Source organism: Paradesulfitobacterium aromaticivorans (assembly GCF_054657415.1).
On record NZ_BAAHYT010000010.1, the window covers coordinates 871,101 to 894,074 of the forward strand.

Annotated in this window: 29 protein-coding genes and 2 pseudogenes; 12 read left to right on the forward strand and 19 right to left on the reverse strand. The window is 42.1% G+C overall.

The features are described from left to right. Positions 1–88: 88 nt before the first annotated feature. On the reverse strand, positions 89–1,384 hold the full coding sequence (locus tag ACYQ2N_RS09870; RefSeq protein ID WP_459999075.1) for an IS110 family RNA-guided transposase: 1,296 nt from the start codon (positions 1,382–1,384) through the stop codon (positions 89–91). Positions 1,385–1,862: 478 nt separating this feature from the next. On the opposite strand from ACYQ2N_RS09870, the gene ACYQ2N_RS09875 reads away from it, so the two are divergent. The 4 genes from ACYQ2N_RS09875 to ACYQ2N_RS09890 all read left to right on the forward strand — a co-directional run bounded on the left by ACYQ2N_RS09875 (position 1,863) and on the right by ACYQ2N_RS09890 (position 4,658). Then, entirely contained in the window at positions 1,863–2,378 is a 516-nt protein-coding gene (locus ACYQ2N_RS09875) for a hypothetical protein (RefSeq protein WP_459999076.1), read from the forward strand. Positions 2,379–2,639: 261 nt separating this feature from the next. After that, on the forward strand, positions 2,640–3,125 hold the full coding sequence (locus tag ACYQ2N_RS09880; RefSeq protein ID WP_459999077.1) for a phage integrase N-terminal SAM-like domain-containing protein: 486 nt from the start codon (positions 2,640–2,642) through the stop codon (positions 3,123–3,125). Next, positions 3,022–4,275 (forward strand): M56 family metallopeptidase, encoded by a 1,254-nt coding sequence (locus tag ACYQ2N_RS09885; RefSeq protein ID WP_460000507.1) that lies wholly within the window; start codon positions 3,022–3,024, stop codon positions 4,273–4,275. Before ACYQ2N_RS09880 ends, ACYQ2N_RS09885 begins: the two co-directional genes overlap by 104 nt. Before the next feature lie 125 nt (positions 4,276–4,400). Next, complete coding sequence (locus tag ACYQ2N_RS09890; protein ID WP_459999078.1) at positions 4,401–4,658, forward strand: hypothetical protein; 258 nt, start codon at positions 4,401–4,403, stop codon at positions 4,656–4,658. A gap of 12 nt (positions 4,659–4,670) precedes the next feature. Here ACYQ2N_RS09890 and ACYQ2N_RS09895 read toward each other — a convergent pair whose 3' ends face one another. Next, positions 4,671–4,922, reverse strand: coding sequence for a DUF2442 domain-containing protein (locus ACYQ2N_RS09895; protein WP_459999079.1), 252 nt, complete (start codon positions 4,920–4,922; stop codon positions 4,671–4,673). A 410-nt stretch (positions 4,923–5,332) separates the two neighbouring features. On the opposite strand from ACYQ2N_RS09895, the gene ACYQ2N_RS09900 reads away from it, so the two are divergent. Beyond that, on the forward strand, positions 5,333–5,812 hold the full coding sequence (locus ACYQ2N_RS09900) for an Ig-like domain-containing domain (RefSeq protein WP_459999080.1): 480 nt from the start codon (positions 5,333–5,335) through the stop codon (positions 5,810–5,812). On the opposite strand, the gene ACYQ2N_RS09905 is transcribed toward ACYQ2N_RS09900, so the two are convergent. Beyond that, entirely contained in the window at positions 5,809–6,570 is a 762-nt protein-coding gene (locus ACYQ2N_RS09905; RefSeq protein WP_459999081.1) for a tRNA threonylcarbamoyladenosine dehydratase, read from the reverse strand. The two genes, ACYQ2N_RS09900 and ACYQ2N_RS09905, sit on opposite strands and share 4 nt — an antisense overlap. 343 nt (positions 6,571–6,913) lie before the next feature. Here ACYQ2N_RS09905 and ACYQ2N_RS09910 point away from each other — a divergent pair, with 343 nt between their 5' ends. Both ACYQ2N_RS09910 and ACYQ2N_RS09915 read left to right on the forward strand, forming a co-directional pair. Continuing rightward, a complete protein-coding gene (locus tag ACYQ2N_RS09910; protein ID WP_459999082.1) occupies positions 6,914–7,219 on the forward strand; it encodes a nucleotidyltransferase domain-containing protein in 306 nt (101 codons plus the stop codon). Then, positions 7,209–7,601 carry a HEPN domain-containing protein gene (locus ACYQ2N_RS09915; RefSeq protein ID WP_459999083.1) on the forward strand — a complete coding sequence of 131 codons (393 nt, stop codon included), beginning with the start codon at positions 7,209–7,211 and terminating at the stop codon, positions 7,599–7,601. Before ACYQ2N_RS09910 ends, ACYQ2N_RS09915 begins: the two co-directional genes overlap by 11 nt. A 157-nt stretch (positions 7,602–7,758) precedes the next feature. Here ACYQ2N_RS09915 and ACYQ2N_RS09920 read toward each other — a convergent pair whose 3' ends face one another. The 5 genes and pseudogenes from ACYQ2N_RS09920 to ACYQ2N_RS09940 form a co-directional block, all read right to left on the reverse strand. After that, a complete protein-coding gene (locus tag ACYQ2N_RS09920) occupies positions 7,759–8,406 on the reverse strand; it encodes an ATP-binding cassette domain-containing protein (RefSeq protein ID WP_459999084.1) in 648 nt (215 codons plus the stop codon). A gap of 13 nt (positions 8,407–8,419) precedes the next feature. Next, entirely contained in the window at positions 8,420–9,274 is an 855-nt protein-coding gene (locus ACYQ2N_RS09925; protein ID WP_459999085.1) for a hypothetical protein, read from the reverse strand. After that, on the reverse strand, positions 9,267–9,722 hold the full coding sequence (locus ACYQ2N_RS09930; protein ID WP_459999086.1) for a hypothetical protein: 456 nt from the start codon (positions 9,720–9,722) through the stop codon (positions 9,267–9,269). The genes ACYQ2N_RS09925 and ACYQ2N_RS09930 overlap by 8 nt, the downstream gene beginning before the upstream one ends. A gap of 652 nt (positions 9,723–10,374) precedes the next feature. Further along, positions 10,375–10,591 (reverse strand): annotated as a pseudogene (locus tag ACYQ2N_RS09935) (Tn3 family transposase); the annotation flags it as partial. A gap of 12 nt (positions 10,592–10,603) precedes the next feature. Beyond that, positions 10,604–10,753, reverse strand: a complete 150-nt coding sequence (locus tag ACYQ2N_RS09940) for a hypothetical protein (RefSeq protein ID WP_459999087.1) — start codon at positions 10,751–10,753, stop codon at positions 10,604–10,606. A 216-nt stretch (positions 10,754–10,969) separates the two neighbouring features. Between ACYQ2N_RS09940 and ACYQ2N_RS09945 the strand changes: the two genes are divergently transcribed. The 5 genes from ACYQ2N_RS09945 (at position 10,970) to ACYQ2N_RS09965 (ending at position 16,075) form a co-directional block, all read left to right on the forward strand. Further along, on the forward strand, positions 10,970–11,278 hold the full coding sequence (locus tag ACYQ2N_RS09945; protein WP_459999088.1) for a hypothetical protein: 309 nt from the start codon (positions 10,970–10,972) through the stop codon (positions 11,276–11,278). Between the two features lie 926 nt (positions 11,279–12,204). After that, on the forward strand, positions 12,205–13,110 hold the full coding sequence (locus ACYQ2N_RS09950; protein WP_459999089.1) for a tyrosine-type recombinase/integrase: 906 nt from the start codon (positions 12,205–12,207) through the stop codon (positions 13,108–13,110). 15 nt (positions 13,111–13,125) lie between these two features. Continuing rightward, entirely contained in the window at positions 13,126–13,794 is a 669-nt protein-coding gene (locus ACYQ2N_RS09955) for a DUF4158 domain-containing protein (RefSeq protein WP_459999090.1), read from the forward strand. Between the two features lie 183 nt (positions 13,795–13,977). Next, entirely contained in the window at positions 13,978–14,673 is a 696-nt protein-coding gene (locus ACYQ2N_RS09960) for a hypothetical protein (RefSeq protein WP_459999091.1), read from the forward strand. A 4-nt stretch (positions 14,674–14,677) separates the two neighbouring features. Then, positions 14,678–16,075 (forward strand): Tn3 family transposase, encoded by a 1,398-nt coding sequence (locus ACYQ2N_RS09965; RefSeq protein WP_459999092.1) that lies wholly within the window; start codon positions 14,678–14,680, stop codon positions 16,073–16,075. Positions 16,076–16,128: 53 nt separating this feature from the next. Here ACYQ2N_RS09965 and ACYQ2N_RS09970 read toward each other — a convergent pair whose 3' ends face one another. The 11 genes and pseudogenes from ACYQ2N_RS09970 to ACYQ2N_RS10020 form a co-directional block, all read right to left on the reverse strand. Continuing rightward, the gene (locus tag ACYQ2N_RS09970; protein ID WP_459999093.1) at positions 16,129–16,425 is read right to left on the reverse strand and encodes a hypothetical protein; all 297 of its coding nucleotides are present in this window, start codon (positions 16,423–16,425) and stop codon (positions 16,129–16,131) included. Between the two features lie 139 nt (positions 16,426–16,564). After that, positions 16,565–17,455 (reverse strand): phosphodiester glycosidase family protein, encoded by an 891-nt coding sequence (locus ACYQ2N_RS09975; RefSeq protein ID WP_460000508.1) that lies wholly within the window; start codon positions 17,453–17,455, stop codon positions 16,565–16,567. After that, positions 17,455–17,664, reverse strand: a complete 210-nt coding sequence (locus ACYQ2N_RS09980; protein WP_459999094.1) for a M56 family metallopeptidase — start codon at positions 17,662–17,664, stop codon at positions 17,455–17,457. The genes ACYQ2N_RS09975 and ACYQ2N_RS09980 overlap by 1 nt, the downstream gene beginning before the upstream one ends. After that, positions 17,661–18,044: a BlaI/MecI/CopY family transcriptional regulator gene (locus ACYQ2N_RS09985; protein ID WP_459999095.1), complete on the reverse strand. Its 384-nt coding sequence runs from the start codon at positions 18,042–18,044 to the stop codon at positions 17,661–17,663. The genes ACYQ2N_RS09980 and ACYQ2N_RS09985 overlap by 4 nt, the downstream gene beginning before the upstream one ends. Positions 18,045–18,233: 189 nt before the next feature. Beyond that, the gene (locus ACYQ2N_RS09990) at positions 18,234–18,407 is read right to left on the reverse strand and encodes a hypothetical protein (RefSeq protein ID WP_459999096.1); all 174 of its coding nucleotides are present in this window, start codon (positions 18,405–18,407) and stop codon (positions 18,234–18,236) included. Between the two features lie 115 nt (positions 18,408–18,522). After that, positions 18,523–18,885: a type II toxin-antitoxin system PemK/MazF family toxin gene (locus ACYQ2N_RS09995; protein WP_459999097.1), complete on the reverse strand. Its 363-nt coding sequence runs from the start codon at positions 18,883–18,885 to the stop codon at positions 18,523–18,525. Then, on the reverse strand, positions 18,882–19,127 hold the full coding sequence (locus ACYQ2N_RS10000) for a hypothetical protein (protein ID WP_459999098.1): 246 nt from the start codon (positions 19,125–19,127) through the stop codon (positions 18,882–18,884). Before ACYQ2N_RS10000 ends, ACYQ2N_RS09995 begins: the two co-directional genes overlap by 4 nt. 290 nt (positions 19,128–19,417) lie before the next feature. Beyond that, positions 19,418–19,681 (reverse strand): annotated as a pseudogene (locus tag ACYQ2N_RS10005) (hypothetical protein); the annotation flags it as partial. Positions 19,682–19,841: 160 nt separating this feature from the next. Beyond that, positions 19,842–20,723 (reverse strand): metallophosphoesterase, encoded by an 882-nt coding sequence (locus tag ACYQ2N_RS10010; protein ID WP_459999099.1) that lies wholly within the window; start codon positions 20,721–20,723, stop codon positions 19,842–19,844. Positions 20,724–20,816: 93 nt separating this feature from the next. After that, the gene (locus ACYQ2N_RS10015; RefSeq protein WP_459999100.1) at positions 20,817–21,515 is read right to left on the reverse strand and encodes a response regulator transcription factor; all 699 of its coding nucleotides are present in this window, start codon (positions 21,513–21,515) and stop codon (positions 20,817–20,819) included. Positions 21,516–21,533: 18 nt separating this feature from the next. Continuing rightward, positions 21,534–22,967: a sensor histidine kinase gene (locus tag ACYQ2N_RS10020; RefSeq protein WP_459999101.1), complete on the reverse strand. Its 1,434-nt coding sequence runs from the start codon at positions 22,965–22,967 to the stop codon at positions 21,534–21,536. Between the last annotated feature and the right edge of the window lie 7 nt (positions 22,968–22,974).

The following is a 22,974-nucleotide window of genomic DNA, read 5'->3' on the forward strand; positions in this document are numbered from 1 at the left end:
TCATATCCTCGGCCTTACGGCCTCCGGTAATCCCTCGCATCACCCTTGACACGATACCAGCGGTCTATCGCATCGAAATATTCTAGTCTTAAGCCGCTGCTTGTTGAAGCTTTGTTTTTCTCCAAGATTGATGATCTTCAGGTTTTCTGATTTCAAAGGGCTTTTGGTCACGAAGAACCGCAAAGATGTAGTGGAGAAGTTTGTGCATTACGGCCACGAGAGCTACCTTTTTCTTCTTGTTGACACATTTTGAGGTGTAGTAATCCCGAAGAACAGGGTTAATCTCCTGGCCACTGCGGGTGGTTCGAATAGAGGCCATAGCGATTGTAAAAAGTATTCTTCTCCCTATGCGTGTGCCTCGCTTAGAGATTTTGTTTCGATCCCCATTGAATTTACCGGACTGATTGACTGAGGGATCAATACCAAAGAAAGCGGTGAAGGCTTTAGGGGATTTGAAAAGACTGAAGTCTCCGATCTCAGCAATGAGCGTAGCGGCTGTCAGAAAGCCAATGCCGGGTATTTTATCCAGAAGCTCAATATTTCCTCTTGCATTCGCAGGGAATTGATCGGACTCAATCATTGCGTGGATTTGTTTCTCAATACCATTCAAACTGGTTTGCATATTTTCTATGCCATCAATATGAACCTTGATTTTAGCGTCAAGTAATGCAAATTCATGGGGCATAGAAGAAGCCAACTGAGCACATTCTCGAAGCTGATTCACCTTGTTAGAAGCCCATTCAGAGCTCTTACGACTGGTTTTAGAGATTAGCAAAGTGAGCGTCTCTAGGTCAGCATCCTGAACTGCTCTTGGAGAGGGATAACTCCTTAGAATGGCTAAAGCCGTTTTTCCAAGGGTCCCGGAGAACACGTCAAGAAATCCAGGAAAGAGTAAGTAGAGATCTGTACAGAGCCTGTTCTTCATTTCCGTCAGCATATCTGAAAGAGCGTAATACTCCCTCGTCATCATGCGAAGAGCAAGAATTTGGGGCTCAGGCACCATGGAAACCTTAACATCTTGGTATTTAGCCAGCCTGGCGATCGCTTCAGCATCTTTATTATCATTTTTCACTTTTCTTAAGTCGAAATTTTTGATAGAATGAACACTCAAAGGGTTTAGCATAAAACCTTTGAGGTCATTCGACCTCAAGAAGAAGAGTGGTAAATGAAAGATACCCGTAGATTCTACGAAGTAGATGGGCTTTCGATTTAACCGCTCTTCTTCTTTTTTAAGAATATCGAGCAGTTTGTGAAAGCCACTAGGATTGTGATCAATCCTAAACGGTTTGCGGATAAGTTCTCCGGTGGGAGCGAGCATTGCAATAATGGAAAACTCGGAAGAAACATCGATTCCAACAACGAAATCGTTTAGGAACTGAGACAAAATAACACAACCTTTCAAACAGATGAATCAGAGCATCCACTAAAGAAGAATGTCAAACAACCTTGCATTTGAAACGGGTAGCACTAGATAGTGACCCAACCAGCTAAACATCGAATCATTCTTGTGGAGTGACACGCTATTTCACGGATAAGACCTCAGAAGAGGGATCCAGGAGGAACGCACATCTATCTCTCTGACAAAAATGATTATAGCATGATATTTAGCGATAGATCTGTAGAGTGTCAACTAATTCATCTGAACAATAAGGATTAGGTTATCAAAGAACGTTCGGGTTGGTTTTAAGACCTGAACCCTATATTTATCTTACAAGGAGGAAGAAAAATGCATAGGAAAGTTATCCCAATTATCACCTCGATTATCTTAACTTTAGGTATCTTTTCTGGAACTGCTTCAGGAGATGCAATATCCCAATAGAAAGTGTCGTACAATTATTCAAAACAAATAGGGAATGAAAAAAATGAATAAATTGATTATTTTAATAATATTAGTTATAGCGGTTGCTACTGTTTCAGGTTGTAATATAAGTCAAAATCAAGATACTTTACTTTCTCAAAATTCCTCAAAATCGACCGCGGCAACGATTACAGAAACCAACTCAGATGCTGCGAATATTCCAATAAAGTTCTATGAAATGTTAAATAATAAGCAATATGACGAAGCTGTTAAACTTCTTGGCCCACAGCTTGCTTTTATGGGCTCTCCAGAATATAGAAAATATCTTATTAACCTTGATAATACAGTTATTAAGAATTTCCACGATATAACGAATGATCCACAAGTTAATATAACCCCAACGGAACAAAGTTATTATGCAGTAAAAACTTATTACGCAGACCTTGATATTACAGTAAAGGATAAAAACCTTGTTCCTGCCCTCACCCTTCCACAACATCGTATATTTATTGTAGTAAAGGTTACTAAAGACGGGCCTTGGCTCTTGGATAGTGATGAAGCATGTCCTGCTCATAGTTAAAAATAGTACAAGCAAAGTGCCAATATTCACCAAATTACTTAATAACAAAGGGGCTGTTGCACAACGAGCTAAAATAATTCGTCGGTAACGGCCCCTTTTTCATAGCTAAAAACAAACTACGGGTCCCGAAGAACCCGCAGTTGGCGTATAATTTAGTTGTACTAAACCGCTGCGCGGTGGCTATTTATAGCAAACTAATTTAATTTGAGTCATGATATCATCTTTTCTGACACCCCTATTAATCTCGAAAGGATGGTTATCATGACTCAAAACTCTTTAACGCTGCCTGTCCATCTTCAACAAATGAAGTTCGAAATGGAACTTCGCGGTCTTTCCCCTCAAACCCTGCAACATTATCTCACCCATTTAAGGCTCCTGGAAAAATATTTTAATAAACCAGCCTCCCAGGTCTCCCCAAATGAAATCAAAGAGTATCTTTATTTCCGGATTAAATCCGGGCTCAGCTACAGTAACATTAATATTTCCTGCAATGCTTTCAAACTCTTCTTCAACAAGGTGCTTAAGTACAACTGGTCAGATAACGTTATCGTCCGGCCCAAAAGGCCGAAAAAGCTTCCCTGTGTTTTATCTAAAGACGAAATTCTATCCATTATTGATCAGGTCGATAATCTTGACAGTGGTAGTGATTCGTGCGCTGTTTCTGCACAAATTACCGAAAAAGGTCTTTATGATTTTATGGGGTGTTGTTCTCTGTCGGCTGTTTTTACCATTTTCATTTACGTCTGAATATAGTGTTTATACGCTGATAAACCATGTTAACGCATATATGGGACAAACAAGTGCAATAGCGGAACGATCAATAACTGCACCGTCAAGTTCTTTTACCGAATTGTATATCAATTCCGTTATTTCAAAATTTCCAGTTTCATCAGTGGAGTCTTTTAACTGGATTGTGGTTATTTGGTCTGTGGGTGCTATGATAACTGCTTTTGCATTTCTAATTCCACATATACGCTTTTGCCATGTCAATAAAACGGCAATACCCGTAGAGGATGACAAACTAAACGCATGGATTGCAGAACACCATATCAAGCGGCGGGTACAGGTAAAGCAGAGCGAAAACATCATGATTCCTGTCACATATGGAATATTAACGCCGATCATTTTGCTCCCTAAGTCGTTAAAACAATTAGATGAAGAACAACTGCGATTTGTGCTTGTTCATGATCTGACTCATATTAGGAATTTTGATGTTTTGTTGAAATGGCTCTTGTTTGCAGCAGTAACTATACATTGGTTTAATCCGTTTGTATGGATCATGTATGTGTTGGCGAACCGTGATATTGAGCTAGCCTGTGATGAAACAGTACTTCGGACAACGGGTGGACAATTTTCAAAAACCTCGTACGCTATGGCTCTCATCAGCCTTGAAGAACATAAACTCAAAGCCAATCCAATTGGAAACTATTTTAGCAGAAATGCTATTGAAGAAAGGATAACATCTATTATGAAAACCAAAAAAATTACTGTTTTGAGTGTGTTAATGGCATTTATTATTGTAGCCGGAACCATAACCGTATTTTCCACAGCTTCTGCTGTGGCAGAAGATTCTTTAACGAATAATCCAACTGCGGCTGCAGAAATAGTCCCTGATTATCCTGTCAATGAGCAAGGACAAACGTATGGATCTTTGCCTTACTTTGAAAACAAACCAGTAAAAGAACCGGACTTGATTAGCGCGGAAGGAGAAAATGGGATTATTGGATATGTAAAAGCCACCGATATGGTCCCATCGGTTTCTTCACCGGAAGAGGCCATAGCCTACCAAGAAACTATCGAGGCTGTCGGATACGAATCAGTCCCCCTGTATGAATCAGATGGCAAAACTGTAATCGGCGAATTTAGAATGTATTTGAATTATTCAATCCCGGATTAACGCAATCAAATATTATCCAAAATTCAATGCTGTTTTCGCTAAATAGCATTGCTTTTGCGGCAGAATCCCAAGGTGAACCGGGTGCAGCTATTGTAACGGATTCGAATGTGGATAGTAATGTCCCTGTGTCGGATATGTTGAATGGAGCTTTGCGTTCCACGTCAAAGCCGACAGAGTTTTGGGATCTTGAAGAAGATGGAATATATCATGCTACGCTGTCAACAGTGGGAGTATCATGGTTATATGCCAACTTTTACTTTTCACCTAATGACGACGGGAGAATATATGTTGATTTTGATGATTTAGACCCAAAAACAAAGGAGCGTGCCGAAGCGGGGCACGCTGTATCGGAATTGACTTCGATTGTTGTAATTGTCAAGTGATTTGGCATTCTGTCAAACCCCAATCTTCATTAAAGGAATGCTATCTTCGGACATCTCATCTGGACATAGATCCTGGCCACCTTGCCATTCAACTGTTCCGTTCGCTGGCTTCACTGCTCGAAAGAAATCCATATTAGTTAACTCCTTAAAAAATGGATAATCCAGATACGGTTTGACATCAAATACACGAACCTCACCGTTATCAAAAGTTAAGATTAATGTATAATCGTCCTGAGGCTTAACACCAATAACCTCCGGATTCATGAGTTACCCCTCCTATCTTAAAGGTTCTATCGAGAGTACTCTTTCTCCCTTCATTGCCAATTCCCAGTTTTCCAACAAGTCTTCTTGATGAATAAATAATTCGTGCTGCTGCGTTCGAGGTATGGGGTGGTGCACATTCATACACCTGGACTCCTGTATGCAGACGCCGCAAAAGGACAGAAAGTTTATGAACGGGTCTCATCCGTAATTCGAAACTCACACATAGAATATAACCGCTTGATTTTAACTGTCCCCACGAAAAATTTTTTCGAAGAAATTTGCAATTCATACTTGGTTTACCGACATATTACTACTGCCAAGGCTATGAAAGAAGGGTTTCTATAGTGGTATTTTTTTGTAGAACTGGAACCACTAAGCTCACATTTCTTCTGATAGTTATGTGTTTCATTGTGATTTTTTTTGTAGTATCTTGTACTCCAAAAAAGATAACACCAACAGACCAATCGAACTATCCTGAACCGTCAATTCAAATGGATCAAGCTCCTAAGACGGAAACAGCGAATAACTCCCAAGTATATGAAACTAATGAAAATAGCTGGATTCTTACAACTGAACCTTTTAACGGAGAGAGGAATGCCTCTCAAAAGACAGATATTTCTATTACCTTTAATCAAAATATGGATATATCCACCCTGAATCCTGAAAATATAACGGTTATGGAGGGTATGCACAGTCGTTTTATAATTAATATGTTTAATTACCAATATGATTCAAAAACCCGTACTCTCCATTTAAAATTTAAAAACCCTGAGTCAGATTACGGTCCTGAAAATGGCATCTTGGTAACTGTTACAGGGAATGTTGCCAATGCTGAACACAAAAAGATGGGGAAGAATTTTGAGTTCGGTTTTAGCGTAGCACCGGATTAAGGTCTATGTGCCTCCAGCAAATCGCGTACAACTTCTCCTGCTATGAGTAGACCTACCACCGAGGGCACGAAAGAAATGCTTCCCGGAATCTGTCTTTTCTTGGCACAGTGGGCATCCCCTCCCGGGCAGATGCAATTGGTGCTGCAGTCGGGCATATTTTGCCTGGGCTCTTGCGGCAGATCGGGTGAATATACGACCCTGATTCCTCGCGTAATACCCTCTTTGCGGAGCAGCTTGCGCATGGCTTTAGCTAAGGGGCAACCGCTGGTTTCGGAAATGTCCGCGACCACATAATTCGCCGCAGTAAGCCGATTGCCAGCCCCCATGCTGGAGATAAAAGGAATGCCTCTGGCAAGGCATTCCTTAGCAAGGCTGATTTTGCCGGAGACGGTATCAATCGCATCAACTACATAATCAAGCTTCTGTCCAAGCAAACTTTCCGCGTCCTCTTCAGTATAAAATTCTTTTATCGCTTCGACATGGGCTTGAGGATTGATATCTTGAATACGTTTTTTCATGACGTCCACTTTGGCTTGACCGACTGTTGAATGCAAAGCATGCAACTGCCTGTTAATATTCGTCAAACAGATCTCATCAAAGTCTACTAATATTAAATGGCCTACCCCGGCACGAGCCAAAGCTTCGGCGGTAAAAGAGCCTACCCCTCCGATGCCGAAAATAATCACTGTACTTTGACTTAAGCGAGTGGTACCTTCAGACCCGATTAAAAGTTCGGTACGGGAAAATTTGTGTTGCATAATTTCCTCCTGAGTTAAAAATGAGCTGACTTTTTCACGGCAAAGCACAAGGTTACTTCACCCTCGGAAAAAAGAATAATCCTTTGTAACTAAGTCATTTTAGCATAACTTTTTCTAGTGACAAAATTTCTTAAGAAATATTAACAACTGCATGTATGCAGCAACAGCTTAGAACAACTATTCACGAAAACATGTTCGGAGTCCAAAAATATTCGTTGAGTTGATCCCGTGATTCATGGTATAATTTTACAAAGAACTATAACGTTGTGCCTCGTATGTTACTTCCGGCTACTAGGCACGTCTGCAATTAGGTTCTATCCTAAGCAAAAAGGGGGGTACCCTCGTGGAGAGTGTCTTACTCAGACTGATTGACAAAATTGTGAAGATAGTTGATCCCGATAAAATAATTCTTTTTGGTTCTAGGGGAAAGGGTATCGAAACAATTGACAGCGACTATGACCTGTTAGTCCTAAAACATGGCATAAAAAGCAGACGGGCAGTCGCTCATGAAATTTACCGAAATCTAACTGATATACCTGCCGCAGTAGATATCCTCGTTGAAACACCGGAACGATTGGAGAAGCACATTCATACACCTGGGTTCGTGTATGCGGACGCTGCAAAGGGACAGGTAATCTATGAACGATGATATATGGCTTCTTTGGCTATCACGGGCCAATAGTAATCTTAAAAGAGCTGAACTTGACAGACAATTACCCGATATTCTTTACGAAGACCTATGTTTTGATACCCAGCAGGCTGTCGAAAAAAGTCTCAAAGGCTTAATGTCATATTTGGGCATCAATATCCCGAAAACCCATTCGATAAGCTACTTGTTACAGTTAATTGAGAAAAACGGAACGATTCGGATTCCCAGGGACCTAAACGAGGCTTCCATCCTTACTGACTACGCCGTAACCACCCGCTACCCAGGTGACTGGGAACCCGTTAGCGCAGAAGAATACACTCAGGCAGTTTATTTAGCACAAAAAGTTTATCAATGGGTTTCGTCTATAGTTCTAAAACCATAACCACAAAAAGATTGCAAGAATGTCGATTTCAGTTTTAACGTTGTTAAATATTCCATTGGACATAAACTAACCTCCAAGAAAAATTTTTCTTGGAGGTTGTTCAATTTAAATATATCGTTAACAATCCAGATTTTCAGTTAATTCTATTGCATTTTTTTCACCGGATCTTCGTTAATATCCCGGCATCCATTTCGCATACCGTATCGCACAATCGATCAATATCCTCGGAACTGTGTGAAGCAATTAAAATGGTTTTCCCTTCCTCTTTAAGCTTGAGCAAAAGCTGCCTCACTTCTTCAACACCATGCTTATCCAGACCGTTCATTGGTTCATCCAATATGAGAAGAGAAGGGTCTTCCATAATCGCCTGGGCGATGCCAAGGCGTTGCCGCATTCCGAGAGAATATTTGCCAACCCACTTTTTGCTCTCCGGGTCTAATCCGACCCGCTTCAGAGTATCCTTAATTCTCCTGTCATTAATTTTCTTGCGGATGAGTGATAGGAGCTTGAGATTCCTGTAGCCGCTATAATGGGGTAGAAACCCCGGAGCCTCAATAATAATGCCAATGTCAACCGGCACGTCTACCTCTCTCCCGATTTGTTTGCCGTCGACGAATATTTGGCCTGAGGAAAGTGGCATAAAACCGCAGATGCATTTAAATAAAACCGTCTTGCCCGACCCGTTGCGCCCGACGATACCGTGAATCCTGCCCGCTTCAAAGGAAGCTGAAACCTTATCAAGCGCGGTAGCGTTCTTGAATTTTTTCGTTGCTTCTTGAATCACTATGGCATTTTTCTCAGCCATTTTATCTCCCCCTTTACACTGGCGGCAAAACATCGATGTTCGTTTTACGCATAAAGAAACCAGCCAGTAAGATTAGTGTGAGGTTAAGTCCGCTTAAAACACTGACTGCATAAGTGAGTGACGGCAAGGCTGAAGTATGGGTAATATCGAGAGTACCAAGACTTGCCCAGGATACCGGTGATAAACTAAACAGAAGAAAGCCGTTAGCCTCAAAGGCGAAATACTCTAAAAAAACGAAGGCGGTAACCACAACGGCTCCGATTTCCCTCGCAAAACGCATATTGAGCACGAACATGAGCAACCCCAAAAATGTGCCGACCAGCCAATTCATCATGAAACTAAAGGCCATCGCCCCAACGGGCGTGTACGCAAGCTGCAGCCGGTAACTGATGGGCAATCCAATGTTAAATTGATTTCCTGCATCCGTTAGGGCCAAGGTTCCGAAAATCTTCCCCCACTCCCTGGAAAAGGTCAAATTGGGCAGCAGCATTAGGGCGGAAATGATCGCAATAAAGAGGAAGTAGAGGGCGGAAGCCAGCATAATATAGACAATCTGACCCCACAGCCAATCCTTTTTACCGGATCGGATAATGACATAGGGCTGGTGGGCGTCGATAAACGGCGCATCACAAAACAGCAGGACAATCCCGAGCATAAGCAATAAAAGTACTCTTTGACTGAGTGCGAGATAAGGAAACACCCACGGGGTTGCCGCCACCTGCACGGCAGAAGAAAAATCGGCAATCGGTCGAATCACTTCGCTTAACAATCCTAAAAGGAGCAGTACGAGCACATAGATCCGGGGGTTGGCGGACCATTTGCGCAAATTTTGAGTGCTGCAGGACAAAATTCTAAAGATCTTAGCCATGCTCCAGCCTCCTTTGGATTTGGTGCACGATCAGAATTCCCATCAGGATACATAATAAGGTTACAAAGAAAGCAGAGTAAAGCAGAGAAAATAACGGCTTGCCTGAAGAGATTGTTCCAAACAAAATACTCTTTAAGTTGAACCAATCCGGCAATCCGATTATACTGGTAAGTTTGATAAAAAAATAATAAGAAAGGATAGGGGAGGCAAATGTTACAAAGATATTGGTAAGATAAGTTGAAATCCCCAGAGCCAGGACGGCAAAGAAGGCCGCTGCAAAAAAATTAATCAAAATCTTGGCAGCAAAATAGGTTGTAAAATTCCCCCCTGACAGCAGACTTCCATACACCGAATCTGAGACAGCATTCTCAAACATGGGGCTTTGACTGTTCACAAGCGGGAGGTACAAGCGCAGCAATAGGATAAAAAGAATTTCTCCCAAGGCCACAGCGCTTCCGCCCGCCAAAGCGCTGGTAAAAACTTTAGAAATCCCATAGCTTTTTTTGTTTGTGCGAATGACCGTTGAGCGGATAAAGGGGTCCCGCCAACATTTTAACGAAAATATACGCTAAGACATATTCTGGAAGCAAAAAGCCGGTTTTCCTTACTCTAAGGATTACCGGCTTTTGATTATTTGGGGTAATAACAGCGTAGCTATAACCACCCGCAAAGTAGATGGTACTATATGGGAAACTTATTAATAACATCGTTATATTCAGCAATTCCTTAAATGACTGGGTGAACGGGACAATGCGATCCTTGTTCCCTTCCCTTTATTTATCCGCATTTGGCAGTAATGAAAATCAACGTCTGTAAGCTTGATGTTATCAACTCACTCGCCCTTACGCCCGTATAGAGCAGCGTTTTAACTATCATCATATCCTTAAAGTTTTAGCTTTCCAAACCCCCATTATAGTATCGCTTTAATTCTTCTCCGTTGGAACATAAGGAAGATTTTTAGCCGTTTTAGGTATTTCTATTCCCAACTCAGCTTTCAGGTTGTTGAATTATGCTTTTAAGATAGGCATAGTCAGGTCGTTCACCCCGAAGATACTTGGCCAACTCCTTAGCTTTCTTTTTAGCCGAAGTTCTCTTTTCCGTCATGCGATCACACCTTCCTCCAGCGGAAGGCGTTCATGCATATCAAGTTTGAACGTTACATAAGGGTTGATATGAGTGTAAACAAGAGGTGTTAAAGCTCGAAAGTCTTCCGGAGTCATTAGATTAAACCATTTCGGATTTGACAAGATGTTATGAAGCATGAGGCGTATTGATATTCACCAAACAATTTTGTAAAAGGTTCAACGACAGAACAGCTTAAATTATACGTTAATCGTTTTTTAACCTTTCAAGAATGTCACGAACAGTCTCATTAATGCTATTTAATTTCCTCACATGCCATACAACAAAAATGATAAATGCAACTATCATAGCCAAAGGAATTAAGAGAACACCAAGAGTAGCTTGTGTGGCGTCCATAGTCCTGTTTACTCCTTTCAATTTCTCTAATTTGTTAAAAAGCCCTTACGATTTCGCCATTTTCATTAGTACACACATGGAATTTTTCGACATCCAGGAATAATATACCTTTATTCTTACTAAACAAATCGGCAACTTATTATGACAATTTTCTCGGGTATTAAGTATTATAATTTAAATGGTCGGATAAATTAATATGGAAAGGAAGGAAATTCAATGATAAAAAGGAAATTTTTAACTACAATCGTACTTTGTTTGGTAATGCTTCTGTCTGTAATTCCTGTGTATGGTGCTCCAGCAAATACAACTAAGTTAACTGACGAGGCAATTGGCAATTTAAAGGTGAAATTTAATTCTGAGGGAGTACCAAAGGATAAACAAGAATTACTTATACAGAAAATTATGAATGGGGAATTAATTGATTCAATAAACCCGGAAAAACTAAACGCTATACCTCAAGATTTTTTTCTTTATCAAACATTGATTCAGAAAAAAAATATGTTTTCCCTGACGGTTCATATGTAAAAGCATCAGTAATAGAAATTATTCCTGAAAATGAACAAAAGCTGTTAGATACTATTGGGGATAGAAAAGTAGTTGATGAATTACTCTACAACAGAGATAAAAACCAGGAACAAGTTGTTCAGACAAGTGATTTAAACACTTTAGCCATAACAAGTGGTTTTATCACTCATTCTGAATGGATACAATATGACTTCACTTTAACTGGCGGAGGATATGATTGTACGTATACGACTTCGCCGGATATTTGGACTGGTATGAGTACGATTAATTCCTATAGTAACCCAATGACATGGTCAGTAGGTGGAGAAACAAACTCTGAAACTTTTAATTTGATTAGACAAACACAAATTGGAGAAACTCCTGCTCAACTTCAACTACGATGGAGATACGTCGCTATAGGTGGTGCAGGTTCATTTTGGTATGGATTTACTTTTAACATCAAATATGAACAAACATGGATATCATAATAGTATGTAACTAATATTCTAAATCCGACCAAGTTAAAGCTCCTTATAGGTAGTGTCACTTACTGTCATCTACTTATAGGGAGCATTTTTTTACATTTTCAAATTTCAATTTGAGTATTTAGCTCTTTCTTTCCCGGATCTCCAAAACTTACTCTTGTTTTTATTGAGCCAGTTCACGTCGACCGTCAGAACTGTGGACTGACTCCATAATTAGTGGCTATCTCATTATGTCTTTTGATCGTTCTTTTACCACCACTGTCTGTTAAGGCGCTCAACCAAGTTATGAATATCTTCTTTCCGAATAACCATGAGGCTCAACTACCTAAAATTTAATGACCGCTAATAAACATTAGCGGCTATTTCTATGCCTAAAATTAAGGCTTGATGTCCGCTAACGTTTCAGCTAAGATAAAATTACCATGTCCACTAATGTAAATCAAGCGTAGGAGGAGCTCTGTAATGGATCTATCTACTCAGGGAGAACTCATTATTGCTAAATTTATTGATACTTTAACTAACCAAGAAGATTTGAATCCAAAGACGCTTAAAGAATATGCCAGTGATCTAAAACAATTTGTTGGTTGGTTCGAGTCTCCTGAACACCAGGAAGAAAATATTATTTTCCGCATAGAAGATGTATCTACACCGACATTAACCCGGTATCGGGACGTAATGCAAAGAATTAGTGAACTAAAACCGGCAACGATTAACCGGCGGCTTATAACACTTAAACGTTTTTTTGAGTGGGCTATTGCTGAAGAATTTATTCGCCGTGATCCATCCAAGCCAGTAAAGTTAGTTCCGGAAGAAAAGGTTAGCCCACGACAAATGACTGATAAAGAAGAAGCTGCCCTTGTTGCAGCTGCAGAACATAACGGAACGCTTAGGGATCAGGCTATCTTAATTGTTATGTTACATACCGGATTACGTACCATGGAAGTATGCGACTTAAGCCCAAGAGATATAAGCATTGGGAAGCGTAGTGGTCAACTTATTGTTAGGGCAGGAAAGCGCAATAAACAGAGAGAGGTTCCTCTAAACTCAACATGTCGTGCTATACTGGAAAAATACATGGCTGAATTATCACCAGGTAGTGTCTATTTATTCCCTTCAGAAAAGACAGGTAAACGGCTCAGTGAACGGGCCTTGCGACACGTGATTCAAAAGTACATGAAACTAGCACGGCTTGAAGGACTAAGTGCTCATGATCTAAGGCATCGCTTTGGATACGTTATGGCCGAAAACACTCCTTTACATCGATTAGCCCAAATTATGGGGCATGACAGCCTGGATACGACCATGATTTATGTTAAAGCAACCCGCGCTGATCTGCAATCCGAAGTTGAAAAAATCTCATGGGATTAAGAGGTAAAGCATTGTATGTATGCAAGGGTAAAAGAACTGCTCACTCCGGAAGAAAGATTGCGGTATACTCAAATACCGTCCAATCTAGGTGAGTGGGAACTGGGTACCTACTTTACATTAACCCAGCATGATATTGAAGTGATCCAACGGCGGCGCAGAGATTACAACCGGCTTGGATTTGCTGTCCAGCTTTGTGTTCTCCGTTTCCTTGGCTGGCCTTTATCTGATGTAAATAATATTCCGGAGAAAATATTACGATATATCGCTAAACAAATTAGTGTTGACTTTAAAGAGTTTAGCTCATATTCCCAACGTGAGGCAACCAAATATGAACATCTTGAAGAAATTAGAGAAAAATACGGGTATTCATCCTTTACGATTCATGAATACCGGGAACTTTCTAAGTTTCTCTATCCCCAGGCTATGGCTAATGGCAACCCACTTCATTTAATTCAAGTCGCTTTGGATGAGCTGCGTAAACGCAAGATCCTTCTTCCCGCCATGGCTACGATTGAGAGAGCCGTTTGGGAATCACGTAAGAGAACCGAAGGTAAAATATTTAAGATTTTGGGCGCATCCCTTACTGCTGAACAAATGGAAAAGCTTGATAAAATTGTATCTCCTATGCCCGAGAGCAACAAGACCTACCTGGCATGGTTAAGGGAAATCCCCGGTACATTTTGACCTGATGCGTTTTTAAAGGTTATTGAAAAGCTTGAATACATACGTGATTTAAAACTTCAGGTGGATACAAGTGGAATCCATCCAAACCGGCTACGGCAACTGTCCAAAATAGGCGCTCGTTATGAACCTCACTCTTTCCGAAGATTCAATGACCCCAAAAAGTATGCTGTTTTGGTAGCTTATTTGCTCGACTTGATACAGGATTTGACCGATCTAGCTTTCGATATCCATGATAGACAGATCATGTCCTTACTTTCTAAAGGGAGAAAAGCCCAGGAGGAAATTCAAAAGCAGAACGGTAAAACGATTAACGAGAAAGTAGTTCTCCTAGCCGATTTAGGAGCTGCCCTAATTAAGGCTCGTAAGGAAGGAATTGATCCCTATGTAGCACTTGAAGCAGTTTTACCGTGGGATCGTCTGGTTGCCTCTGTCGAAGAAGCAAAGCAGTTAGCTAGACCGGTTGACTACGATTACCTTGATCTGCTTGAAAAGAAATTCTATGTACTTCGTAAATATACACCAACCCTGTTAACCTCATTAGAATTCCACTCAACCAAGTCTGCTGAACCCTTGTTAAAGGCCATTGAAACAATCAAGAATATGAACGAAAACGGCAAACGGAGAGTTCCGGAAGACGCTCCACTTGAGTTTATTTCTAATCGCTGGCAAAAACATATTTATGATGATGACGGCAATATAAACCGCCATTATTATGAGATGGCCGTTTTAACAGAACTCCGCAATTCTATTCGGTCGGGGGATGTTTCGATTGTCGGCAGCCGCGAGCATAAAAACTTTGAGGAATATCTGTTTTCTAAAGAAGAATGGAGCCAAATAACCCAAGCCAAAACTAGAAGAATACCTGGAAGAACGTACTGAATCCTTGTTAAAGCGTCTGAAATGGGTATCCTCTAACGTAGATGACTTGGAAGGTGTAAATCTTGAAAACGGAAAGCTTCATATAGACCGTTTAGAAAAAGACGTTCCGGATGAGGCCAGAAATTTTAGTTTATCACTTTACGAATTGCTGCCACGTATTAAGGTAACAGATTTACTTATGGAAGTTGCTTATTGGACTGGCTTCCATGAACAGTTCATACATGCATCCACCAATCGTCTTCCCAGTGAGGAAGAAACAATCATTCTGATGGCTACCCTGATGGCCATGGGTACTAATATTGGGCTCACCAAAATGGCAGAATCTACACCGGGTATCTCATATCGGCAGATGGCCAATGCTGCACAATGGCGGCTATACGAGGACGCTATGAACAAGGCACAAGCAGTCCTGGTCAATTTTCATCATAAATTAGCCTTATCGTCATATTGGGGAAACGGTACCACCTCTTCATCAGACGGTATGCGTGTTCAAATTGGTGTTGATGCTCTTTATGCGGATGCTAATCCTCATTATGGGACTGGAAAAGGGGCAACGATTTACCGTTTTGTTAGCGACCAATTCTCTAGTTTCTATGCCAAAGTAATCAATACAAATGCCAGGGATGCAGTACACGTCATTGATGGCCTTCTACATCATGAAACGGATCTAGTGATAGAGGAACACTATACGGATACTGCTGGTTATACCGATCAGGTTTTTGGATTAACCCACCTCTTAGGCTTTCGCTTTGCTCCCCGATTAAGGGATTTAGCTGATTCAAAGCTATATTGCATCGGAAAAGCCAGCGAATATCCTAAACTGGAGAAATTGTTGCGTGGGCAAATTAATACTAAAGTTATTAAAGAAAATTATGACGATGTACTAAGACTTGCTCACTCGGTACGGGAAGGCACAGTGTCTGCCTCGTTAATTATGGGGAAAATAGGCTCCTATTCCCGGCAGAATAGTTTAGCTACGGCACTACGTGAAATGGGACGCATTGAAAAGACTATTTTTAGTTTAGATTATATTTCAAGCGAAGCTATGCGAAGACGTATCCATCGAGGATTAAATAAAGGAGAAGCTATGAACGCATTAGCTAGAGCAATCTTCTTCGGAAAGTTCGGTGAGCTGCGCGAACGGGCACTTCAGGACCAACTTCAGAGAGCCAGTGCGCTTAATATTATAATTAATGCTATTAGCGTTTGGAATACTGTTTATTTAACTAAAGCAACGGAACTTAGGAGAAATAAAGGAGATTTCCAAGAGGAACTACTGAATCATATCTCTCCTCTTGGATGGGAACATATAAACTTTTTGGGTGAGTATAAGTTTGATATAAAACAAACAACCACATTAAAATCCTTGCGACCTCTTAAATACAACGATAAAAATAATTAAGACGGTTTCTCCTTAGAGTAAGGGAAACCGTCTTTTCACTTCCATAATATGTCTTAGCGTATATTTTCGTTAAAATGTTGGCGGGACCCCATAAACTGATTGTTCCAATCCGCACAAAAACTGGTCGCATACGGCAGGGTGGCAAAGATCATTGACAGCATCGAAAAACCCTGGACATGGGCAACCCGATATAGATATAACACGTCCCCATAGCTTTCCTCTAACATTCTACCCTCAGTGCCGGCGCTAAAAAACAGTGCCACGCTCATACCGGTCACAGCCAGGAGAAAGCCAAAGGAAAAGAAGGCCCGACGGAAATCTATCCTGGCATTGCCCAAAAGCTGCTTCACAGGATTTCACCCCCGGTGCTCGCATCGACGATAATTCTGCTATGAACAGCAACCTGCTCACCTTTGTCGTTTGTCCTTACCTGTTCCAGCTCAAAAGCCCAGGCCGGAACCATCCTGAATTCATCTCTTGACCTGTTGATCAGCGTCGGCACATAATAGAACTTAATACCGGGTTAATTATTTTGCCATCATACACCATTTCCGTTGAAGACCCTCCGTCTAGGTTTACGGCATTAATCGCGTCATACTCCAAAAAAACATTCATGAGGTCACGCAAAGTAGCTCCCAGGCTCCAAGTTGGCAGATGACCGTCAATAACTACAAAAATTAGTGTGCTATCAGCTGTCTGGCCGATGCCGGTGCGGGGAGCAATACCCCAACCGCCGTCCCCTATGACCACCGGTTTGCCCTTATCTATTAGCTTGGGGCCAAAAGTCACAGCTTCTTGGATGCGGTTTTTAGCTACTTCAGCCACTGACATATCGCTAATGATTAACTCGCCTTTATCATTCAAGCCGATAATACCGGCCCTTTGCTCGCCGGCATTATTATGCACCACTGTTCCTTCATGCACAGTAATGCCGGCGGGAAAACTGCCATTCCCTTTGCCATCCGGATCATAAAAACCGCCGGCGTTAATGCCGCCAACTGCCCCGGCGTCTTTAACCATATTGCTTAACCATTCCCCTTGAACACCAATATCTTTAGTCACTGCCACTTTCACTCGCTGAGGATTCTTCACCAGCATAACTTTACCTTTGAAACCGTTCCCCTGAATATCTTCAATCATTACTCCTGCAGCCGGGTCGTCTGTTTGAACCTGCTGACGTTTGACGGGAGTGATACCCGTGTCACCCGAATCATAGGAACTCAATATGGTGTTAATCTCCTCTTCTGACAGGAACGCCTTCACCACTTGGGGATGACGTGAGGTGTAAACTGAACCAACGGCCGCTATTTTAAGGGCTTGAAAAGGCCCCCAGAACAAAACCAAGGGAGCCAGTAAAATGCTAAAGGCAATATGGAAAATTACAAAATATGCTCAATGCAACTTGCGGGTGTAAACGGGAATACCAACCGTATCAGCAAGAGAAACCAAATGATGTAATGTAAGGAAGGAGGCAGCTTGTCCTTAAACGCGAACTTTACTAAAAGAATAATCGGAACCATCAGAGATGCTACTAAGGAAGAAAACACGACCCAATCAAAAACAGCATACAGGAAGCCCAACCATCTCACCCCCCCTTGGTATTACTGCTATCCAAAATGCGTTTGAGTTCGGCAACCTCCTCATCTGATAGTCCTTCTTCTTCTAGAATGTTGGTCAACAAGAGGTTTAGTGAACCATCATAAACTTTTTTGAGGAAAGAATTGCGGGCTTCGCTGCGGCACTCTTTTTGGGATAAAAGAGGTCTACATACATACGGAGATGAACCTTTCTCAATCGCCACAACCTTTTTCTTAACCAGCCTGTTAATTAACGTGTAAATGGTGGTCGGACTCCAACCGGTCTTTAAGCGCAAACTTTCGACTATTTCACTGGATGTGACAGGCGCTTTTTCCCACAATATTTTCATAACTTGCCATTCAGCATCCGATATCTTAGGAATCTTATTCATTTTTACCATCCTCTACACTTGTAGAATTTACGTTCATTCTACAAGTGTAGAGAGAAGTTGTCAAGCTATTCTTTACATTTAAGCGGATGGGATTGCCCTCTGTCGAGCACTGTTTCGAAGTTCTCATTAAAAAAGCGCGCCTAAGCTGGCACGCTTTTTTAAATAAGCCCTTGATATATATACTTCTCTTTATAAGCCCAATTCCTTTTCCACTTCCTCCACGGTATAAATACGCCCTGCCTTTATATCCTCTTCAGCCTCAGCGACCGCTTGTTCATCTTCATCAGTCCACGGTTCATCATTATAAATAGGGTCGGCTAAATGCTCTTCTAATGTTTGCCCATGTTGCTGCTGTCGAATCAACTATCAATCATCTCCTCATGTCCTATATAGAAACATAGATAATTATGAATCAATTTTTGGTACCTGTAAATTGTGAAAATCTTGGGTATTCTGTCAAACCCCAAATGATATACTCTTATGCCGTGATCAATTCGACTAAACTATGTCTTATGTTTTGAAGTAGCTGCTGTTCCAATGCTCCCAGGTAGGTAGTTATCCTTTTCATATCAACCGCTCGAACCTGGTCAATTAAAGCTACTGATGGCCTTGGCAGCCCACCTGTGCCGCGGGGTATCTGATGGTAGAGAATTGGATTTTGGTTAGCCCAATTTCCGCCTTGCGAAGTCACCGGAACAACTAAAACAATCGGGAAACGGAGATACCCGCTGGGAACAGCTACTATAATTGCTGGCCGAAGGCCTTCCTGTTCATGTCCCTTTGGTTCATGAGTAGGAAGGTTGACCAGAACTACGTCTCCTGGTTGGATGCCGGTACTCAATTTTTCTGGCCCCCTTCGATTTCCAGCCCTTTGCCTTCTACAAAGCGCACGGGCTTACCTTTGGGTACCCCTTCGGGCCCCCAATCATATGGAGGCCAATCGGCCAGTTCAGCATTTAACCAGTTGATGTCCTCTAATCGTGATTCTAGTATTATGGACTCCATGAACCTTTTCGCAATCGAGATTGCTTTTTCGGGCAATAGATCTACCAGACGGTGGAGATCTTCCTTAGGTATACTCATCAGTATCACCGTTCCTTTAAACGTTCCCGACTTTCATTATATCATACAGTATTAGGTTGCAAACAGAAATCGCCGCCTTAACACCAGCATGATAGGTAAAACAATCATACTTGTTACACATGATGAGGATATTAAAAAACACAGAGATAGGGTGGTGAATTTATGATGTAGGTTAATTTGAAATCTCTTTTATATAGTCCCGAATGACCCCCAGGCACCATTGAAAAACATCTCTTCCTCCTCGCATCCCCAGAAATTGCCAAATGGTCCTTCTGCTGTCGGAGTACTGGCTACCATGAGTTTAGAAAACCCGAGTTGTCCCAAGCCCAGTTATACTGGTAATAATCATAATAACTCGTAGATTGTACGGCACACCATACGTTAAAAGCGGAAGAACCAGCCCTTGACGTGGGTACGGCGGGTCGTGCTGTTTTGTCAGTACCGTTTCCACCTAAACCTGCCCAAACACACTGAGAAGCAAAATTCTGACAATCATCGCTTGAGTTATATCCAAAAACTGAGTTGCTTGTATCACTGTAATGGGCTGCTGCATATGCAACAGCATAACTGGTCTATTCCGATATCCGGCATGATCAGCAGTCTGATCTTCTCGGCCTTCTCTTCATAACAGACCAAAGTGAAAAAACATCTCTACTTGTTCCATGTTGCCGACGCGTGTTTGGACATAGACCTTGCTGTCACATTCATGAACTCTTACGGACTGGAATTTGCTTCGTTCGATAAAGTAATGACTGATATCTCCGGTCTATTAAACACCCGTATCCCGACATTTCCATTCCCTAAGCCCCAGTTTACAATCATCTCTTTGTTTTCAATTAAGTAACTACCCGCATAATATTCAGGGAAAATCACTCTCTCAGGAGAGAGCAACCCACCTTTGAACGGTATGTTTATTACCCTTCCGTGCACATGGCCTGATAAAGTTAAATCAGCTCCCCACTGGGCATAGGTAGGAAAATACATTGGGTTGTGTGTCAGGAGGACATTATACTCACTCGCATGGCTTCGGCCCAATGCCTTCTGCATCGTCTCCAAGTCATATTCAATGTCTTTGGTATAAGGATTGTTCTTGTCCTTATAATATTTGAGACTGAACGACATTCCGTACAGATTAATAAAACTTTTGCCTCTCTCGAGTTTGACTCTTTCATTATCGAGCACTGTCACCCCATAATTTTTGAGACTCTCGCTCAGACGATAGTTATTGATAATTTGCTCATGATTTCCCACAATGAAATAGACTTTATACTTTTGGGCTAGATTTTGAGCCAGTTTTAAGAAAGTGTCAAAGTTGTCATCCGATGTGTTAATCATATCACCGGTCATCACAATGATATCCGGTTTTTCATCATCGATCTTCTGAAGCAATCTTCGATTACCCTGACCAAATTGTTTACTGTGCAAATCAGACAACTGCAGAATTTTGTAGTAATTAATGTCGGTCGGCAGTTTCATGGAATCTACGGTATATTTGGAAATTTGTAATGTGTTGTTGCTAAAATAAATAAAACCAAAAAGGCCCAAAATAGTTGCCAATAATATAATGGTTGGTCTCTTTATTCTACTTGTTTTCATAAAAACCCTCCACTATGTCCAATACCCCCTATCGAATCTAATTTTTCGCCTAGACAACTGTTTTCCACCAAGGCTAATTAACAGACAAGCCTCCTACACCCTAAACCGATACCCCGCTCCCCAAACGGTCTCGATGTACTGCGGATTGGACGGGTCGCCTTCGATTTTCTCACGTACCCTGGCGATGTGTACGGTGACTGTGGCCGAGTCACCCAAGGCTTCAAGGCCCCAGACCCGTTCAAACAACTCATCGCGTCCGAAGACCCGGTTCGGGTTTTGCGCCAGGTAGGAGAGCAAATCGAATTCTTTCTGGGCCAGATTCACTTCCTGACCGTTAACAAAGACTCGGCGGGAGCCTTTCTCTATTTTAAGGCCGCGAATTATCAAGGTACTGCTCCGGTTAAGCCCGTCTCTAAATCTGTGTTTCAATCGTTCGTAGTTCTCCAAATGGGCTTTGACTCGGGCCACCAGTTCGCCGGGACTGAAGGGTTTGGTGATATAATCGTCCGCGCCCAGGCTCAAGCCTTTGATCTTGTCGATTTCATCTTTTTTGGCGGACACCAAGAGCACTGGAATGTCCTTCTCATCCTTCATGCTGCGCAGGATTTCCAAACCATCCATCCCCGGAAGCATAATATCTAATATTAAAAGGTCATACTCTTTGTCTTTGAGCATCCTTATACCGTCCAAGCCGTTCGGGCAGATGTCGACCTCAAAGTCTGCCAGTTCAAGATAGTCTTTCTGCAATTCCGCGATGCTGACGTCATCTTCAATAATCAAAATCTTTTTCATCTTCGAGCCTCCCTCAACCTACATTCTACTTAGCGAGATCATAATGCTCGTCCCCGCGCCCCCATGGCTTACAACCCAGATCCTGCCACTGTGCCCCTCGATGATCTGTTTGGCGATGGCCAACCCCAGACCGCTCCCTTTAATCTCTGTGCGGGCGGTATCTGAGCGATAAAAACGATCGAAGATGTGCGGCAGATCCTGCTCCCTGATCCCGGAGCCGTTGTCACGCACTTCAATAATGATACTGGTAAGGGTCTCGCGCACAATCATCTTGATTTCTCCCTGCTCCTTGTTCATATATTTGCGCGAGTTATCAAGGATGTTGATGATAACCCTCTTCATCCTGTCCCGGTCTAAGAGGACCGTGCGTTCACTGTCGATTTCTTTTTGAAAAACTGTCTTAATATGATTCCTTTCTAACTCCGGCTCACTCTCCAGCAAACACCCTTGAAGAAACTCCACGATTTCTATCCTTTCAAAATTAAAAGGAATTTGGTTCAGGTCCAGCTTGGAATAGAGGAGTAAATCATCGATCATGATATCCACTTGCTCTGCTTTAGCATAAATAGTACGCAAATACCGGTCCATTTTCTCCGGGGTATTGGCCACCCCGTCAAAAATCCCTTCCACATACCCTTTGATCGAAGTCACCGGAGTCTTCAAGTCGTGAGAGATGCTTGACACCAGCACTTTGCGGTTATCTTCATACTTTAGCTGCGCGCGGATTGAGTCTTTAAGCTTAATCCGCATAAGTTCCAGATCACGGCAGAGCGCTCGAATCTCTTTATCCCCCTCCTCGACAATCTCACACTCGAGATTCCCCCGGCTGATCTCTGCCGCCGCCTGCTGCAAATTATTGAGGGGCTTTAAGATGGCCCGCGACAACTGGTAGGAAACCAGAATATTGGCCGCCGCGAACGCCAGAACAAATACCACCCCGACTAAAATCAATAAACCCGTGAAGCTGCTAAGCGAGCGGTCAACGGGTGCCAGGAGCAAGACATTCCCTTGGCCTCCGTCTTGAAATTTAAGATTAATCGCCTCGACGGTATAGGCCAGGCTGCCGACAACTACCGCTTCTTTCCCCCACTTTTTATTTCCTTCAAGCGCAAACTTGGCCAGGTCGATCTTACTAAAATTACGCGAGGAAAATAAGACCTCTTCATCCTTGATAATGACAAGCTCTCCGTTAATGGCAGCCAACTGCTCCTGCAAATGCTGCTGAAAGCTCACCTCTTCAACCGCTTCCGGTTTTTGCTTGAGAATGCTGTTCCCGCTCTCTATCAGTTCCAGCTTAATCTCAGACAATCTCTGGTAATTTGCTAATGAAATATTGGTATCAGATACGGTTCCGAAGACAAAAACAAAAGCCAAGGCAACAACAACAGTAATCATTGCGGGAATGATTACTGTCGCCGCATTGGCTAAAACTAAACGCCGTTTGAGGTTCATGTCCTCA

Coding starts and splice junctions, on each gene's coding strand:
- ACYQ2N_RS09875 (WP_459999076.1), top strand. CDS start 1,863: ATGAATAAATTGATTATTTTAATAATATTAGTTATAGCGGTTGCTACT.
- ACYQ2N_RS09940 (WP_459999087.1), bottom strand. CDS start 10,753: ATGGACGCCACACAAGCTACTCTTGGTGTTCTCTTAATTCCTTTGGCT.
- ACYQ2N_RS09905 (WP_459999081.1), bottom strand. CDS start 6,570: ATGCAACACAAATTTTCCCGTACCGAACTTTTAATCGGGTCTGAAGGT.
- ACYQ2N_RS09895 (WP_459999079.1), bottom strand. CDS start 4,922: ATGAATCCGGAGGTTATTGGTGTTAAGCCTCAGGACGATTATACATTA.
- ACYQ2N_RS09915 (WP_459999083.1), top strand. CDS start 7,209: ATGAACGATGATATATGGCTTCTTTGGCTATCACGGGCCAATAGTAAT.
- ACYQ2N_RS10010 (WP_459999099.1), bottom strand. CDS start 20,723: ATGAAAACAAGTAGAATAAAGAGACCAACCATTATATTATTGGCAACT.
- ACYQ2N_RS09920 (WP_459999084.1), bottom strand. CDS start 8,406: ATGGCTGAGAAAAATGCCATAGTGATTCAAGAAGCAACGAAAAAATTC.
- ACYQ2N_RS09945 (WP_459999088.1), top strand. CDS start 10,970: ATGATAAAAAGGAAATTTTTAACTACAATCGTACTTTGTTTGGTAATG.
- ACYQ2N_RS09955 (WP_459999090.1), top strand. CDS start 13,126: ATGTATGCAAGGGTAAAAGAACTGCTCACTCCGGAAGAAAGATTGCGG.
- ACYQ2N_RS09880 (WP_459999077.1), top strand. CDS start 2,640: ATGACTCAAAACTCTTTAACGCTGCCTGTCCATCTTCAACAAATGAAG.
- ACYQ2N_RS10015 (WP_459999100.1), bottom strand. CDS start 21,515: ATGAAAAAGATTTTGATTATTGAAGATGACGTCAGCATCGCGGAATTG.
- ACYQ2N_RS10000 (WP_459999098.1), bottom strand. CDS start 19,127: ATGAGTATACCTAAGGAAGATCTCCACCGTCTGGTAGATCTATTGCCC.
- ACYQ2N_RS09950 (WP_459999089.1), top strand. CDS start 12,205: ATGGATCTATCTACTCAGGGAGAACTCATTATTGCTAAATTTATTGAT.
- ACYQ2N_RS10020 (WP_459999101.1), bottom strand. CDS start 22,967: ATGAACCTCAAACGGCGTTTAGTTTTAGCCAATGCGGCGACAGTAATC.
- ACYQ2N_RS09925 (WP_459999085.1), bottom strand. CDS start 9,274: ATGGCTAAGATCTTTAGAATTTTGTCCTGCAGCACTCAAAATTTGCGC.
- ACYQ2N_RS09985 (WP_459999095.1), bottom strand. CDS start 18,044: ATGAATAAGATTCCTAAGATATCGGATGCTGAATGGCAAGTTATGAAA.